We start from the raw sequence: 15,704 nt of genomic DNA, 5'->3' as shown, positions 1-15,704 counted from the left end.
GGTGACGCTGAGCGCGTCGCCAATATCAGCCGCCGGCTGACGGAGAACCCGGAAACCGCCAAGCTGATCCAGGAGCTGGGTGAATCAACCGCCGACGCCAACAAGCTGGTGCGTGGCTTGCTGCAGGCCACGATTAACAGTGGGCTCAGCGCGGAAATGGATGTACACCTGGGCTACGCCAATGGCGACCGGGCTGCTAAAGAAGCTGCCGGCCAATCCAACAGCCGTAACGGCTCCTATCCCAAAACCGTGGACTCGGCATACGGACCAGTTAATATCAGTGTCCCTCGAGATCGAGCAGGCACCTATATGCCGCGTATGGTTCCCAAGGGCAGCCGCAGACTTACCGACCTCGATGACATGGTCATTAGTTTGTATACGGGCGGAACGACCGTGCGTGACATCGAACATCATCTGGCTACCACCATCGGCGTGAACTTGCCGCCAGATACCATTAGCGCGGTCACCGATGCGGTCTTAGAGGAAGTCACCGCGTGGCAGACCAGGCAACTCGACGAGTTCTATCCAGTCATCTTCTTTGATGCCCTACGTGTAAAAGTCCGTGACAACGGACGCGTCGTCATCAAGGCGGTCTACATGGCTGTTGGTGTGGACATGGAAGGCATCAAGCACATCTTGGGCTTGTGGGTAGCTACCAATGAAGGTGCAGCATTCTGGTCGCAGGTGTGCGCAGAAATCGCCAACCGCGGTGTCAACGATGTTTCTATTGTCTGTTGTGACGGACTGAAAGGTTTTCCCGAAGCAATCCAGGCAACCTGGCCGGAGTCCATGGTCCAAACCTGCGTGGTGCATCTGATTCGTGCCGCTAACAGGTCGGTAGCCTACGGCGACCGGAAAGAGGTCTCGAAGCATCTACGAGGCATCTATACCGCTGTCAACGAGAATGAAGCTCGACGTGCGCTCGATGAGTTTGAGGCCAGCGAGCTTGGCCAGAAGTATCCGCAATCAGTGAAAGTCTGGCGCGAAGCGTGGGACAGGTTCATTCCGTTCCTGCAGTTCCCGCCAGCGGCAAAGAAGGTTATCTACACCACCAATTCCGTCGAATCGATGAACAGTCAGCTGCGGAAAGCAACACGAAACCGCGTTCAATTCCCGTCGGATTCAGCGGCAGTGAAGACGCTGTGGTTGATGATCTATAACATCGAGGACCGTCGTGCTGCCCGCCGCGCTAAAGAAGGAGCCAAAGCTTCTGCTTCAGCCAAGCAACCTATCGAAGGCAGCAAGACCAGCAACTGGAAGCAGGCAATCAATCAGCTATCCGTGGCCTACCCCGACAGGTTCGCCGCATACTTGTAAATCAATCCCGTACACAAACGGACTGACACCCTCCATATAATCACGCTTGAGTTCGAAGGATTAAGCACCAATCAACGCATACGCGAACTGCTACTCTGAACATTCCTAAAAATGTCCGTATCCCCTTATTCTAATTAGCCCTACAAACCAGTATATGACTCGCGCTACACGAGGTCTCACAAAAAGGCCCGCAGTCTCTCGTCAAGCGCGTGCGAACGCGACCTCAAGGTCTGGGTGCCCAGGCCTGGGCAAATGCGGAAGACGGGCGGCCTAGCTCTGCAGCAGGCGCGGCACCACCTTGCCCGTAGCGTTGCGCGGAAGTTTGTCCAGGAAGTGGACATCGCGCGGCACGGAGTGGTCCGCCAGGTTCTCGCGCACCCATTCGCGGATGGTTTCCGCCGTCACGGACTTGCCCAGCGAATCCTTGGTGGTCACAGCCCACACCGCGATGCGCTGGAAGGTCTTCTCGTCCTCCACGCCGCCGGCGTGCACCTCGTGGATGCCCGGCATCGCTTCCAGAATCTCAGTGACCGACTGCGGGTGAACGTTCTCGCCGCCGACGATAATCATGTCGTCGGCGCGACCTACTACGTGCAGGTAACCCTGCTCGTCGATGTAGCCCAAGTCGCCGATGGAAATCAGCCCGTCAATCTTGTTTAGCTTGATCTTCGGGTTGGTGTAGCCAATCAACGCGGTGGAGTTGGTCAGGTAAATCTCGCCGACCTCGCCGCGCGGCACCTCGATGCCCTCCTCGTCGAGGATGCGCAGCTTCGTGCCCGAAGCCACCTTGCCGCCGGTGGTCGGGTCCTTGGCCACTTCTTCCATCGTCGCCGTGGAGGCGAGCGCGAGCTCCGTGGAGCCGTATACGTTGCACAGAATGGGTCCGAAGCGCTCGTTAGTTTCCTCCACAATCTGCGGCGTGAGCGCGTGGCCTGCAGAAGCGATGAACTTTAGCGAAGAAGTTTCATAACGCTTCTCCGGGTCAACCTCGACCATGCGGCGGAAGAAGACCGGCGAGGAGAGTAGACCGTCGAGCTTGTAGCGTTCGATATCGTCGAGTGCGAGCTCCGGGTCAAAGTCGCGGCGGGTCACGATGGTGTTGCGCAGACCCAGCGCGATGTTGACGCAGGCCCAACCCCAAGTGTGGAAGATGGACGCCGTCATCTGCACCTTCTGGTTTGCGCGCCACGGGATGTTGCCCACGATGGAGGCAAGCACGACCGGCAGGGTCGGCTCTGGGCGCATGATGCCCTTCGGGATGCCGGTGGTGCCGGAAGACATCAGCACGATGTGGCCATGCTTGGGGTACTTGTCCAGGCGGACCTGGGAGACGGCCTCGGGGTGCTTGACGACGTCGCTTAGCGTGCGCAATCCATAATGTTCCGCGCCCGAGTCGTGGCTGATGATGACCTCGAGCTTCTCGTAATAGGCCGGATCGAGACGGTCGATGAATTCGTCATCGATAGCGAGGACGTTGATGTTGTTTTCTTCGATGCAACCGGCTAGCTGTTCCGGAGAGGAACCCACGTTGAGCAGGAAGATGTGGGCACCCGCGTAGCCTTTGGCGCCGAGCGGGATAATGATGCCGCGGCCGTTGCGAGCCATGACGCCAAGGCGGATCTCCGGCAGGTCGAGCGCGCGCAAGTGCTTGGCGAGGGTCTGCGCGTTATTGCGCAGCTGGCGGTAGGTGAGGGCGCCGTCGTCATCGATAAGCGCAATGCGATCTGGACAGGTGATGTAGCCCTGCTCGAGCTCGCGCGCCGTGGTGAAGCGGTAGCGGGTCAGGATTGGTCCTGCCTTGATCAGGGGAGTGATTCCGTCGTGGTGGGTAATGATTCCGGACTTGAAGAGTTCGGGGACAAAGCGGCTGATCGCCGCAGCATTGAAAGCTAAATCGGAAAAATTGAAAGACATATAAACCTATTTTCAAAATAATTTGGAGAGCTATTCGCTTCTCTATCGTATTTTCGAGGCTAACCGTTGCTCTGAAGGGGGCAAATGTTGCTAGTGTTACAGAAGTTGCCCTAAAGTAGCGTAGGATACTTTTGATTCTAAACACATTTTCTGAATATCCGGATTCCTGGCGGTCAACTGGACGAGCGTCCAGGTTGCGCTAGGATAATGCGCGACAAATTTCGAGAGGAATCTAATGAAGCTGAAGAAGAAAGTGGCTGCTGTCGCCGCCGCTATGTTTGTTGCAGTTGGGGTTGGCCAGGTGCCGCAGGCGGTTGCGGCTGAGCGTAACTTGGTGGCTTTCGGTGACTCCGTTTTGGCAGACCCTGATGCGGGGGCCTACCTGCAGGCGCGTTTGAGCTCTCAAAGTGCTGGTGGTGTGAATTGCCCGCAGTCCAATAACTTTGCAAAGCGCACTGGTGCGAAGCTGGGCCTGCCGGTCGCGGATTTCTCCTGTTCCGGCGCCGTTTCCTTCTCTCCTGGGCCGCAGATGTTCTCCCAGGTGGATCGCGCTATCCAGACGGGAGCGCTCAGCGGTGAGACGCGTCGAGTTCTCTACGCCACCGGTTTCAATGACACCTACAACAACCCGGGAATGAGCCAGGGCGAGCTGCGTCGCCGCTTTGTTGATGCGAATGCACCTTTGATTAACCGCATTCGTGCTGCTGCGCCGAACGCGCGTATTCAGATTGTGGGCTATCCGACCATTGGTTCCGCGGGGAGCTACTGCTTGCTGCACGTTGGCCCAACTCCGGCGGATCGCACCTACCTTCCGCAGGTGGAAGGCTGGGAGAACGCAGCCCAGTGGATGCAGGTTGACCTTGCGTCCCGTACGGGTGTCGAATTTCTCGACATGAAGCCTTCTTCCCGTAATAACGGCATGTGTGCGAACGCGGATCAGCGCATGTGGGCTGGTCTTGTGGACTTTACTGCCGGCGACGGCAATCTGCCGCTGCACATCAACCAGCGCGGTCACGAGCATGCGGCAAACGTTATTGCCGCATCCTAGATTCTGAAAGACATTTTCATTAGTGCGGTTTTGTTGAAAATCTGTGTAGGCTCGGCCGCATGAGCGAAATAACCGTTAAAGCAGTAATCGCCCGTTCCAAGGGCGCACCAGTAGAGACCGTTGACATCGTCGTGCCCGAGCCGGGCGCAAACGACGTCATCGTAAAAGTTCAGGCCTGCGGTGTGTGTCACACCGACCTGGCCTACCGCGACGGCGACATCGAAGATGCCTTCCCGTTCCTGCTTGGCCATGAGGCTGCGGGCGTCGTCGAGCGCGTGGGCTCCGACGTAACCCACGTGGAGGTCGGTGACTTCGTCATCCTGAACTGGCGCGCCGTGTGCGGCGAGTGCCGCGCCTGCAAGAAGGGTGAGCCGAAGTACTGCTTTAACACCCATAATGCTTCCGCGAAGATGCGTCTGGCCGAAGGCGACCAGGACGCCGGCACGGAGCTGACCCCAGCGCTCGGCATCGGGTCCTTCGCGGAGAAGACCCTGGTTCACGAGGGTCAGTGCACCAAGGTGGATCCAGACGAGGATCCTGCCGCCGCTGGCCTGCTGGGCTGCGGCATCATGGCAGGCCTGGGCGCTGCGGTTAATACCGCCGACATTCAGCTGGGCGAGTCCGTCGCCGTATTCGGCTGCGGCGGCGTGGGCACTGCGGCCATCGCAGGAGCCAAGCTGGCAGGTGCTGCGAAGATCATCGCGGTGGACATTGACGAATCCAAGCTGGAAACCGCCCGCGAGTTCGGCGCCACCGACACCATCAACACCAAGGATTTGAGCGAGGACGAGGTCGTCGAGGCCGTCCGCAACCTCACCGAGGGCTTCGGCACCGACGTCACCATCGATGCAGTGGGCATTCAGCCGACCTGGCGCCAGGCTTTCTACTCCCGCGATCACGCCGGCCGCATGGTCATGGTGGGCGTTCCTAACCTTAGCGATCACGTGGATATCCCAGCCATCGACCTGTACGGCCGCGGGGGTTCCATCAAGCCGGCGTGGTACGGTGATTGCCTCCCGGAGCGCGACTTCCCGGCCTACGTCTCCTTGCACCGCAATGGGCAGTTCCCGCTGGACAAGTTCGTTTCGGAGCGCATTGCGCTTGACGACGTCGAGGAAGCCTTCACCACCATGAAGTCCGGCAAGGTTCTGCGTTCTGTCGTAGAGTTCGCGTAAACCGCTAGGGTGCAACCAAGAAGGAGCAAAGATGCAGATCGATAAGGTAGTGACCTCGGGTAAGTTTCGCCTCGACGGCGGGGAGTGGGACGTGGATAATAACGTCTACGTCATCGGCGACGCCTCCGGCGTTTACGTGGTGGACCCTTCCCACGACCTCGACGCAGTGGCCGACATTGTTGGCGACCGCCCCGTCAAGGGCATCCTCCTCACGCACGCCCACAATGACCACTGTGACCTCGCGCCCGCGGCCGCCGAGCGCTTTAGAGCCGAGGTTTATCTCCACCCCGACGATGAGATGCTATGGGAGGAGTCCAACGGCGGTGCGCCTTTCACCCCGCTGGCGGATAACCAGCAGTTCCAGGTCAGCGGCGAGGACATCACGGTGTTCCACACCCCAGGCCACTCCCCGGGCTGTGTGGTCTTACACCTGCCATCCGACGGCGTTCTACTCTCCGGAGACACCCTCTTCAATGGCGGGCCCGGTGCTACCGGCCGCAAGTACTCCGACTTCGACGTCATCATCGAGTCGCTGCGTAACGTCGTGTTCCACCTGCCCCCGGAGACTCGTGTCCTGCCAGGTCACGGCGATGAAACCACGGTAGGGGCAGAGGCTGCCCGCATCGACGAGTACGTGGCCCGCGGCTATTAGTTAGCCCTCGCTCGCTGCGTCCACCAGATAGGCGCCATAGCCTGATTTCATGAGTGGATCGGCGAGCGCGGCCAAGGCCTGCCGGGAGATGAAACCCTCGTGGTAGGCCGCCACCTCGGGTGAACCAATCACCGTGCCGGTGCGCTTTTGCATGACCTCGACGTAGGCGGAGGCCTCGCTCATGGAGTCCACGGTGCCGGTATCCAGCCACACGTCGCCGCGCTGCATGCGCTGCACGCGCAGCTGCCCGCGCCGCAGGTATTCCTCGTTGACCGCAGTGATTTCTAGCTCCCCGCGGGCGCTGGGCTCGATAGACCTGGCGATCTCAACAACGGAGTTATCGTAGAAATATAGGCCCACCACCGCATGGTTGGACTTGGGCCTTTCCGGCTTCTCCTCAATCGAGAGCGCATTGCCGTCGGCGTCGAAGTCCACCACGCCATAGCGCTGCGGATCAGAAACCTCGTAGGCGAAGATGATGCCGCCCTCCGGATTGCGGCACTGCCCCAGCGCGGTGGCAAAGCCGTGGCCTTCGAAGATGTTATCGCCCAGTACCAAGGCCACCGAGTCATCCCCGATGAAGTCCTCCGCGATGAGGAAAGCCTGCGCCAGGCCCTCGGGCCGTGGCTGTACCGCGTAGGAGAGCATGAGGCCGAGCTGGGAGCCGTCGCCAAGCAGGCGTTCAAAGGATGCCGAATCCTCCGGCGTGGTGATGATGAGGATCTCCCGAATGCCCGCCTGGATGAGAGTGCTCAGCGGGTAATAGACCATGGGCTTGTCGTAGATCGGCATGAGCTGCTTCGAGATGCCCTTGGTGATGGGGTAGAGGCGCGTGCCTGAACCGCCAGCGAGGATGATGCCTTTCATGCATTCAACCTTAATCCAGCGAGTAGAGCGCGAGGTACAGCGCAATCGCCGCGCGCCAGTTCATAGGGCTAAAGCCGGTGGCCTCAATCTTGGACAAATCCAGCGTGGACTCCAGCGGACGCCGCGCGGGCTCATCGCCGTATTCCTCGGTGCTGACCGGGTGGACCTCGGAAGGGTCGTGGCCGAGCCCGATGAACGTGGCCATCGCGATTTCGTCGCGGCCTACGCTGTCGCCCCCGGAGGATATGTTGTAGATGCCGTAGGGTGCCTGCACCTTGAGCAGGTGAGCGATGCCCTTGGCTAGGTCCTCGGCGAAGGTCGGCCGCCCGTGCTGGTCATGGATCACCTTCGGTTCCACGCCCTGTTTGGCAAGCCGCGCCATGGTCTTGACGAAGTTATTGCCGTCCCCAAAGACCCAGGAGGTACGCACGATGTAGTGCTTTGGCGCCACGCTTGCCGACGCCTCACCTGCCGCCTTCGACGCCCCATACAGGCTCAACGGGCTGGGTGTTTCCTCCTCGGTGTGGATTTTCTGGGAACCGTCGAAGATGTAGTCGCTCGAGACATGCACCAAGGTCAGGTTGTTCTCCACGGCGATGCGCGCGAGCTTCGCGGGCGCTAGGGCGTTGACTTCCCAGGCGCGGGCGCGGTCGGACTCGGCCCCATTGACGTCGTTGTAGGCAGCGCAGTTAATGATTGTGGAGTAGTGCCGCCAATGGCGCTCAGGTGGGTTGCAGATGTCGAAGTCCTCGCGTGCACAGAACTCAGCGTGGGGCAACACTTGGCGCAGCGCGCGCCCCAGTTGACCGTTTGCACCGGTGACCAATACTTTGCGCGGGGCCATGGGGGTGACGTCGGCAAGGCGTGGGTGAGCCCGGTCTTTGTCAGAGATCTCCGTGGGTTCGAGCGGCCAATCCACCATGTCCAGATTCACGAACGTGTACTCCGCATCCGGTGACCAGTGGTCATTGACGAGGTAGGAATAGGCGGTTTCCTCCAGCGCCTGGAAACCGTTGGCCACGCCCCAGGGCACAAAGACGGCGGTCTCCGGCCCAATTTCGTGGGTGACCAGCTCGCCGTAGGTCGGAGAACCCTCGCGCACGTCGCACCACGCGCCAAAAACTTTGCCATGGGCGACGCTCACCAGCTTGTCCCATGGTTCGGCGTGGAGGCCGCGAGTCACACCCCTCGTGGCGTTGAAAGAAACGTTGTTCTGCACCGGCTGAAAGTCCGGCAGCCCGGCATCCAGCATCTTGGCGCGCTGCCAATTTTCTTTGAACCAGCCACGGTTGTCGCTGTGCACATCCAGCTCCACGATGAGCAGGCCTTCAATGGCTGTCTTCTTGATCTGCATGATTGCCTCTTATTGTCCTTGCTGTGCGTAGTGCTTCTCGACGTCGCCCTTCACCGGACGCCACCACTGCTCATTGTCGTGGTACCACGTGATTGTTTGCTCAAGCCCCACGCGGAGGTCCGTGTAGCGCGGGACCCAGCCGAGATCGCGGCGCAGTTTCGAGGCGTCCATGGCATAGCGTTGGTCGTGACCCGGCCTATCTGCCACGTGCTCGTAGTGGGCCTTACCAGTTTTGTCGGTAGCTCCCATGATCTGGCAGATCACTTCGATGACTTCTTTGTTGTTGATGTCTTTCTGGTCGGCACCGATGTTGTAGGTTTCACCGATTTCGCCACGATCCAAAATCGCCAGCACTGCTGCGTTGTGATCATCGACGTGAATCCAATCGCGCACTTGCTCGCCGGTGCCATAAAGCTTTGCGGGCTGATCATCCAATAAGTTGGTGATCTGCCGCGGAATGAATTTCTCCACGTGCTGGTACGGGCCATAGTTATTGGAGCAGTTGGAGATGGTCGCCCGCAGACCGAAGCTGCGCACCCAGGCACGCACGAGATGGTCCGAGCCGGCCTTGGAGGCCGAGTACGGTGAGGAAGGGTTGTACGGAGTGGACTCCGTGAACTTCGTGTCGGCGCCGATTTCAAGGTCGCCGAAAACCTCATCGGTGGACACGTGGTGGAATCGCACGTCATGCTTGCGGCACGCCTCGATCAGTGTGAACGTTCCCACCACATTGGTCTGAATGAAGGGGGAAGGGTCCCGCAGCGAGTTGTCATTGTGCGACTCAGCGGCGAAGTGAACGACTACGTCCGACTGCGCCACTAGCTCGTCTACCAACACGGCGTCAGCGATATCACCGACCACTAGCCGTGCCTCGACTCCCTCAAGGTTCGCGCGATTGCCGGCGTAAGTGAGCTTGTCGAGGACCGTGATTTCCACCTCCGGCCGCTCCTTAGCTACGAGACGAACGAAGTTTGCGCCGATGAATCCGGCGCCACCTGTGACGAGCATTCTGTGCATGGCTACCAAGTTTAGGCCACCGCACTTATCCTTCCTCAGCTTCGGAGCAAAACGCCAGCGTGGCCCTCCCGCAAGGCACACTTGTCCTGCGGTTAGGCACTGAGTTTGCGCGCTGGAGCTTTTTGCGCAGCCGGACTGTCATTGAGAAAGATCTGCCCCGAACCTGCGGGGCGATAACCCACTCTTCCTGTTTTGGGGCATCGTTCCGCATGACCCATATTTCTGGCCCCGTCCCGTTGGTCATTGTTATCAACATGATGACCTCTGCATTGGAGCGTTAAGTTCCGTAAGTCCGTGGTCCCACCGGCTGCCCAAGCATGAATATGGTGGACATCGCATTCGACCCAGGGCTTATCACATCCCGGCCGCGAGCACACCAGCTCTGATGCCGCCAAAGCAATCCGTTGATAGAGGCTTGCGCTGCGCTTGCAGCGGCCAAGTTCCAGCGGGAAACCTTTGTCATCTACTGCGCAGATAAAGTCATGCGATGCAGCTCCTATGCGCAACAGGTCGAGCGGGGAAAGCTCCACTCCTGTGTTGGTGGCGAACCTCGTGGAAGAATCCATCTCCTCCAACTCGCTCAACGTGGTGGTGATGAGCAGGGAACCTACTCCGCCGTTAGTGTGCTGCTTCGACTCCAAGTAGTCGTGCACTATTGCCGCCAGCTGATCCGCCATGCGCTGCGAATAAGTGCGCGAGTCTTCCTCGGCGGGGACATTTGGTCCGCCCTGATGGCGGGCTGGTGCGAAAGCAGCCTTGAGCATCGCCGCAGTAGCAGCATCGACATAGCCGCTGATGAACACGCCTCCGTCGGCATCTGGCTGCGAAATGCGCAAGCGGCGCTTCTTAAAGACCGCATCCACATCCGAAACCGATTTGTTGGCCTGACGGATAGCGTTGCGCAGCCAATCCCGCAACGCCGTATGGGAAAGCTCGCGGGACTTCTCCAAGGCTTGTTGGCGCAATTCTTGTGGCCCAGGCGTCGCGCCCTCAGTGAGGTGTTCCAATTCGCGCTCAATGAGCGCGATGGTCTTTTCGCGCGCGGCATCTTCCTCGAGCATCTGCCGGCGCCGCTTTTCGGCTGCCGCGCGCTCCCGCCGAGCACGCTCGCGAGCAGCCTCTTCTCGCTTGCGCTCTTCATCGCTAGCTTCCTCGCCCACTGGCAGCGTTTCAGACGGTGCAGATTCAGAAGGGGAGACCTCAGCAAGCGGCGCAAAAAGTGATTGCCCCGTCTTTATCCGTGACTGAGCTTCGGCGTAAGTGAGCCCCAGTCTCGCCGTGAGGTAGTCTTCTGGCTTGCTCGACCCCACCACGCGCCCAGCATCATCGCGCGCGGCAATGAACGCGAATGCCGCATCCACGGTGGTCTTCTTACTCATTACGGTTTCGAGATGCTCAAAAGCAGGGTGGGGGCGCCCAAAGTAGACATCAGAGGGATCCTTCAAGAGCTCTCGCAGTGAAGTTAGCGAGCTCGTAATGCTATTGATTGTGGAAATTATTGCCTCATGCTTGTCTTGCATTGTGTCCGTCCCCCTCTCGAATCCCCGTATTCGATTACATGTTCTATTATATCGAATCCTAAAGGGGTGTCAATAGGGAAGTAGAAAAACTTTTCGAATTAAACACTCGGTAAGGGTAGACAGTTATGTGACGAGCTATGCGGGGAATTTGGGTAGCGCCGTGTGATCCAGCCACTGCTCAAGCAGCGCGTCCACGGCAGCCGGATCCTCGCTCTCTGCGTGTAGGCGTTCAATGAGATTCGCTGGACTAACGACGTTATGCTGGCTGGCCTTTACATAGGAGCGGACGGCGCGGAAGAAGGCGACGTCGCCAAGCAGGCGGCGTAAAGCGTGAACCGTGAGGGCCCCACGTTTGTATACGCGGTCATCGAACATGTCGCGTGTGCCGGGATTGGAAAGCTTAAGGTCCTGCTTTTTGCGTGCCAAGACGTTGTAGTGGGAACGCGCCGAATCATGCGCAGGCTGGTCGTGCGCGTGCTCCATCCACAGCCACTCGCAGTAGCAGGCAAAGCCCTCATTAAGCCAAATGTCTTTCCATTCCCTAAGCCCCACCGAATTACCAAACCATTGATGGGAAAGTTCGTGAGCGATGAGGCGCTCAAAGGTAGCCGAGACATGGTTCGAGCCGAAAATGGAAAGCCCCTGGGCCTCCAGTGGAATCTCTAGCTCGTCCTCGGTAATGACGACCTGGTATTCGTCGAATGGGTAACTGCCAAAGCAATCGGCGTAGAACTTCAACATTTCGTGTTGCTGTGCGAATTCGCGCTTGACCGCCTCTTTGAGCTGCGCCGGGGCCCATGCGCGAACGTGCTTGCCCAAATCAATCTCCACGAATTCACCGACCTGCACCGTGGCGAGGTAAGTGGCCATGGGGTGCTCGGTGCGGTAATGCCAGGTCGTTGTGGAACCGCTGGCCTGCTTGCGGGAGACCAATTTGCCGTTAGAAATAACACGGAACGGATCGTCTGCGGTAATCCGAATATCGTAGGTGGCCTTCTCGCTCGGGGTGTCATCGCACGGGAACCAGCTGGGAGCGCCGTTGGGCTGGCTAGCCACCAGGGATCCTGACTCGGTCTCCTCCCACCCCAGCTCGCCCCATGGGGTGCGAATCGGGCGCGGGGAGCCGCCGTAGCGGATGTGGAGCTCAAACTCGCTGCCTTCCTCCACGGTCTCCGCGAAGCTGATGCGCAACTTGCTGGTGGATTGCCGGAACTTCGCTACGCGTGGTGCATTTTTAGCCGTGATACGGCGTGCCACCATGGCGCCACCAAGATCAAGCGTGAGCTTGTCGACGTCGTCAAGTGCACGCATGTGCAGCACCGCCACGCCCTGTAGCATGTTGGGCTCCACGCGGTAGGTGAGGTCCAAGTCGTAGTGGAGCACCTCGAAGCCTAAATTAAACGCAATACCGGTGTACTCGTCGTGGTACTCGGAGAGTTGACCAGCGGTTGAGGCGACATGCGAAAGGGCGGTGGAAAGCAGCTTCATAATGCTGCGATCCTACCGCCCTTAAGGTCTAAAGCCCTATTCGAGAAAGCCTAGGAGTTAAGTGCTGCCTCAAATACCGGCCAGGACTTCTCAATGTCTTCGCGCCAGCCCGGCCAAGAGTGGGTGCCGACGTTGCGGAAGTTGAAGGTTGCAGGAATCTGCTGCTTGTCCAGCTTTGCCTTCAGATTGTGGGTGCAGTGGTTGACTGCAGCCTCAATGATGCCGCCCTCGACCTGCAGCTGGGCAGAGCCCATGAGTGCAACGGCTGGGTTCATACCCTGCGCGGTGTAGTAAGAAGAGGTGTCGGTCTCACCAGCGAGACCGGTTGCGGAGGAAACGTAGAGAGTGGTGCCGCGCAGCTTCTCGGAGTTGAGCAGGGCATCGTTGTAACGGTTGTTCTCGGAGCCCATTTGGCCCCACATCTGCTCCGGCTCAGCGCCGCCACGGTTAACGGTAAGGCGCAGGAACTGGTGCTCCAGCGGGGTGGAGGTAGCGGCACAGCCAGCGAAGGAGCCTACTGCATCGTAGAAGCCCTGGTTGTGCTGAGCGAAGAGGAGGGAGGAGGTTGCGGACATGGACATACCCGCAACGGCGCGCTTGTTGGAAGCCTGCAGGCGGCCCTCGAGGGCGGTCGGCAGCTCCTTGGTCAGGAAGGTCTCCCACTTCTGCGGGCCTGAGAGGTAGCTGCCGTTCGGCTCCTGCTCCCAGTCGGTGTAGTAGGAGAAAGCGCCGGCCTGCGGAACGACGACGTTGACGTTTTTCTGGGAGTAGAAGTCAACGGCCTGGGACAGGTTTAGCCAGTCAGAATCCTGCTCAGCGGAACCTGCGCCATTGAGCAGGTAGATGGTTGGGCGGTTAGCGTCCTTCGCACGGATCACTGCCAAAGGAACAACGCGGCCGTTCATAGCAGGGGAGGTGGCCTGGAGCTTCAGGACGCGTGCATCGTCCTTGTACTTCTGGAACCACTTGGTTGCTTCTACCTCTGGGGTGACCTGTAGATCGGAGACCTCCGAGAGGGTGGTCTCGCCAGCTACCTGCTGTGGGGTGAGGGTTGCAGCACCTGCGGCAGGTGCAGTGAGAGCGCCAGCAGCGATGGCTGCTGCTGCGATGATAGTGCTAATTCGCTTCATTGGCTTCTTTCCAACATCTGAAGAGTGACAAGGAGAGCTTACTGTGTTCATGCTGTCTGGTCTACCGTGCGGAGCCAGTAGGGGTAAACAATCTCAGTTCAGTAAGCCATTCGGTGACTGGGATATCGGCGACCGCTTCGTATTCGTTAACAATTTCCGATGAATTTTACTGTTTCAAAACGGCGGCTTGGGGGAATGTCTTTTGTGCAGCGTGTTGGTCAAGGCTGGCTAAGCTGCACAAATTGCTAGGTGGCAGTGTCTTGTAGTGACTTTCGGGGTTTGCCTGTCGATGATGGTGGGCAATGATCATAGGACTTTCGTGAAGTTATTGAAGTTAGCAGTGGTGTGGGGGTGGTTTTTGTGTCATAATCTTCTGCGTCGGAAACCATGTGGCACGTAACGACGTCGCATGAAAGCCCGTTAATATATGTGCAACCCGGTCTGCGGCCCACCCCTTTGGCGTGTGGCCTGCACCTAAATCAGCCAGAAACAATAGAAAGTGAAGCTCAATGAACGCTTTTGATACCCTTCTCGTCATGATCAACAACGTCCTCGGTGGATGGATCCACGCTGGTTCCTCCATGTCCTCCAACGCGGCATTGGCCATGGGTCTGTTCTAAATTAGCCAACGCTGCCCCCGCCACGGTGCCTATATAGGTCCGAAGGCGGGTTCTTTTTTGCTCATCGTTGGTGGGGAGCACATGCTTGCCGACGCCCCCATCTCTCGCCCATGCACACAATCGCGGGGGGAGAGAGACACAGCGCACGAAGTTACGTATTCTTATATGCGTGACTAATGAACATTATGACGTTGTAGTACTCGGCGCGGGCCCCGGCGGCTACGTGTCCGCCATCCGCGCAGCCCAGCTCGGTAAGAAGGTTGCTGTCATTGAGAAGCAGTACTGGGGAGGCGTCTGCCTCAACGTTGGCTGCATCCCGTCCAAGGCGTTGTTGAAGAACGCCGAGGTTGCACACACCTTCAACCATGAGGCTAAGGCTTTCGGCATCTCTGGTGATGTCTCCTTCGACTTCGGTGTTGCTCACAAGCGCTCCCGCAAGGTCTCTGAGGGCATCGTCAAAGGTGTCCACTACCTGATGAAGAAGAACAAGATCACCGAGATCAACGGCCTTGGCTCCTTCAAGGACGCAAAGACCATTGAAATCACAGAGGGTGATGACAAGGGTAAGACCGTCACCTTCGACAACTGCATCATCGCAACCGGCTCCGTCGTTCGCTCCCTCCCGGGCGTCGAAATCGGCGGCAACATCGTTTCCTTTGAGGAGCAGATCTTGAAGGACGACGCTCCGAAGTCCATGGTCATCGTGGGTGCCGGCGCAATCGGCATGGAGTTCGCATACGTCCTGGCTAACTACGGCGTGGACGTCACCATCGTCGAGTTCATGGACCGCGTTCTGCCGAACGAGGACAAGGACGTCTCCAAGGAGATTGCTAAGCAGTACAAGAAGCTTGGTGTGAAGCTGCTGACCGGCTTCAAGACCACCTCCATCAAGGACAACGGTGACAACGTCACCGTTGAGGTCGAGTCCAAGGACGGCTCCAAGACCGATACCCTGACCGTTGACCGCTGCATGGTCTCCATCGGTTTCGCACCTCGCGTGGAGGGCTTCGGCTTGGAGAACACCGGTGTTGAGCTCACCGAGCGCGGTGCAATCGCGATCGACGACTACATGCGCACCAACGTTCCGGGCATCTACGCTATTGGCGACGTCACCGCGAAGCTGCAGCTCGCACACGTGGCTGAGGCACAGGGCGTTGTTGCCGCTGAGGTCATCGCGGGTGCTGAGACCCAGCTGCTGGGTGACTACATGAACATGCCACGTGCTACCTTCTGCAACCCGCAGGTTGCTTCCTTCGGCTACACCGAGGAGCAGGCACGTGAGAAGTTTGCTGACCGCGAGATCAAGGTCGCTACCTTCCCGTTCTCCGCAAACGGTAAGGCTGCTGGTCTCAACGAGACCGCCGGCTTCGTCAAGCTCATCGCTGATGGCGAGTACGGCGAACTCATCGGTGGCCACATGGTTGGTTCCAACGTCTCCGAGCTCCTGCCGGAGCTCACGCTGGCACAGCGTTTCGACCTCACCGCAGAGGAAATCGGACGCAACATCCACACCCACCCGACGCTTTCTGAGGCCATGAAGGAAGCTGCCGAGGGCATCGGCGGCCACATGATTAACCTCTAAGCGCTTTTTGCGTTAAGGCC

12 protein-coding genes are annotated in these 15,704 nt (G+C 58.8%); 5 read left to right on the top strand and 7 right to left on the bottom strand.

The genetic code is table 11. The features are described 5' to 3' along the window. Positions 1–24: 24 nt before the first annotated feature. On the top strand, positions 25–1,317 hold the full coding sequence (locus tag CHU71_RS12025) for an IS256 family transposase (protein WP_370450521.1): 1,293 nt from the start codon (positions 25–27) through the stop codon (positions 1,315–1,317). A gap of 270 nt (positions 1,318–1,587) precedes the next feature. On the opposite strand, the gene CHU71_RS12020 is transcribed toward CHU71_RS12025, so the two are convergent. Continuing rightward, positions 1,588–3,231, bottom strand: coding sequence for an AMP-binding protein (locus tag CHU71_RS12020; protein WP_147761195.1), 1,644 nt, complete (start codon positions 3,229–3,231; stop codon positions 1,588–1,590). A 235-nt stretch (positions 3,232–3,466) separates the two neighbouring features. On the opposite strand from CHU71_RS12020, the gene CHU71_RS12015 reads away from it, so the two are divergent. From CHU71_RS12015 to CHU71_RS12005, 3 genes are read left to right on the top strand one after another with little or no spacing between them, the layout of a single operon-like run. Beyond that, a complete protein-coding gene (locus CHU71_RS12015; protein WP_147761194.1) occupies positions 3,467–4,279 on the top strand; it encodes a GDSL-type esterase/lipase family protein in 813 nt (270 codons plus the stop codon). A 59-nt stretch (positions 4,280–4,338) separates the two neighbouring features. Further along, positions 4,339–5,454 (top strand): S-(hydroxymethyl)mycothiol dehydrogenase, encoded by a 1,116-nt coding sequence (locus CHU71_RS12010; RefSeq protein WP_147761193.1) that lies wholly within the window; start codon positions 4,339–4,341, stop codon positions 5,452–5,454. 31 nt (positions 5,455–5,485) lie between these two features. Further along, positions 5,486–6,106, top strand: coding sequence for an MBL fold metallo-hydrolase (locus CHU71_RS12005; protein WP_147761192.1), 621 nt, complete (start codon positions 5,486–5,488; stop codon positions 6,104–6,106). Here the strand turns inward: CHU71_RS12005 and rfbA are convergent, their stop codons facing one another. From rfbA to CHU71_RS11975, 6 genes are all read right to left on the bottom strand, one after another. After that, positions 6,107–6,973 carry a glucose-1-phosphate thymidylyltransferase RfbA gene (gene rfbA, locus CHU71_RS12000; protein WP_147761191.1) on the bottom strand — a complete coding sequence of 289 codons (867 nt, stop codon included), beginning with the start codon at positions 6,971–6,973 and terminating at the stop codon, positions 6,107–6,109. Positions 6,974–6,983: 10 nt separating this feature from the next. Then, on the bottom strand, positions 6,984–8,327 hold the full coding sequence (gene rfbD, locus CHU71_RS11995) for a dTDP-4-dehydrorhamnose reductase (RefSeq protein ID WP_070421005.1): 1,344 nt from the start codon (positions 8,325–8,327) through the stop codon (positions 6,984–6,986). Between the two features lie 9 nt (positions 8,328–8,336). Continuing rightward, the gene (gene rfbB, locus CHU71_RS11990) at positions 8,337–9,344 is read right to left on the bottom strand and encodes a dTDP-glucose 4,6-dehydratase (protein WP_147761190.1); all 1,008 of its coding nucleotides are present in this window, start codon (positions 9,342–9,344) and stop codon (positions 8,337–8,339) included. A gap of 92 nt (positions 9,345–9,436) precedes the next feature. After that, positions 9,437–10,723: an HNH endonuclease signature motif containing protein gene (locus tag CHU71_RS11985; RefSeq protein ID WP_223197272.1), complete on the bottom strand. Its 1,287-nt coding sequence runs from the start codon at positions 10,721–10,723 to the stop codon at positions 9,437–9,439. Positions 10,724–10,999: 276 nt separating this feature from the next. Further along, a complete protein-coding gene (locus CHU71_RS11980; protein ID WP_147761188.1) occupies positions 11,000–12,352 on the bottom strand; it encodes a M1 family metallopeptidase in 1,353 nt (450 codons plus the stop codon). A 50-nt stretch (positions 12,353–12,402) separates the two neighbouring features. Beyond that, entirely contained in the window at positions 12,403–13,482 is a 1,080-nt protein-coding gene (locus CHU71_RS11975; RefSeq protein WP_147761187.1) for an alpha/beta hydrolase family protein, read from the bottom strand. A 789-nt stretch (positions 13,483–14,271) separates the two neighbouring features. On the opposite strand from CHU71_RS11975, the gene lpdA reads away from it, so the two are divergent. Beyond that, positions 14,272–15,684: a dihydrolipoyl dehydrogenase gene (gene lpdA, locus CHU71_RS11970; protein WP_100087996.1), complete on the top strand. Its 1,413-nt coding sequence runs from the start codon at positions 14,272–14,274 to the stop codon at positions 15,682–15,684. Positions 15,685–15,704 lie beyond the last annotated feature (20 nt).

Source organism: Corynebacterium sp. LK14 (assembly GCF_008042215.1).
Taxonomy (GTDB): Bacteria; Actinomycetota; Actinomycetes; order Mycobacteriales; family Mycobacteriaceae; genus Corynebacterium; species Corynebacterium striatum.
Note: the sequence above shows the minus strand (reverse complement) of the source record. Positions and strands in the feature narration are given on the sequence as shown.

Coding starts and splice junctions, on each gene's coding strand:
- CHU71_RS12020 (WP_147761195.1), bottom strand. CDS start 3,231: ATGTCTTTCAATTTTTCCGATTTAGCTTTCAATGCTGCGGCGATCAGC.
- CHU71_RS12015 (WP_147761194.1), top strand. CDS start 3,467: ATGAAGCTGAAGAAGAAAGTGGCTGCTGTCGCCGCCGCTATGTTTGTT.
- CHU71_RS12010 (WP_147761193.1), top strand. CDS start 4,339: ATGAGCGAAATAACCGTTAAAGCAGTAATCGCCCGTTCCAAGGGCGCA.
- CHU71_RS12005 (WP_147761192.1), top strand. CDS start 5,486: ATGCAGATCGATAAGGTAGTGACCTCGGGTAAGTTTCGCCTCGACGGC.
- rfbA (WP_147761191.1), bottom strand. CDS start 6,973: ATGAAAGGCATCATCCTCGCTGGCGGTTCAGGCACGCGCCTCTACCCC.
- rfbD (WP_070421005.1), bottom strand. CDS start 8,327: ATGCAGATCAAGAAGACAGCCATTGAAGGCCTGCTCATCGTGGAGCTG.
- rfbB (WP_147761190.1), bottom strand. CDS start 9,344: ATGCACAGAATGCTCGTCACAGGTGGCGCCGGATTCATCGGCGCAAAC.
- CHU71_RS11985 (WP_223197272.1), bottom strand. CDS start 10,723: ATGAGTAAGAAGACCACCGTGGATGCGGCATTCGCGTTCATTGCCGCG.
- CHU71_RS11980 (WP_147761188.1), bottom strand. CDS start 12,352: ATGAAGCTGCTTTCCACCGCCCTTTCGCATGTCGCCTCAACCGCTGGT.
- CHU71_RS11975 (WP_147761187.1), bottom strand. CDS start 13,482: ATGAAGCGAATTAGCACTATCATCGCAGCAGCAGCCATCGCTGCTGGC.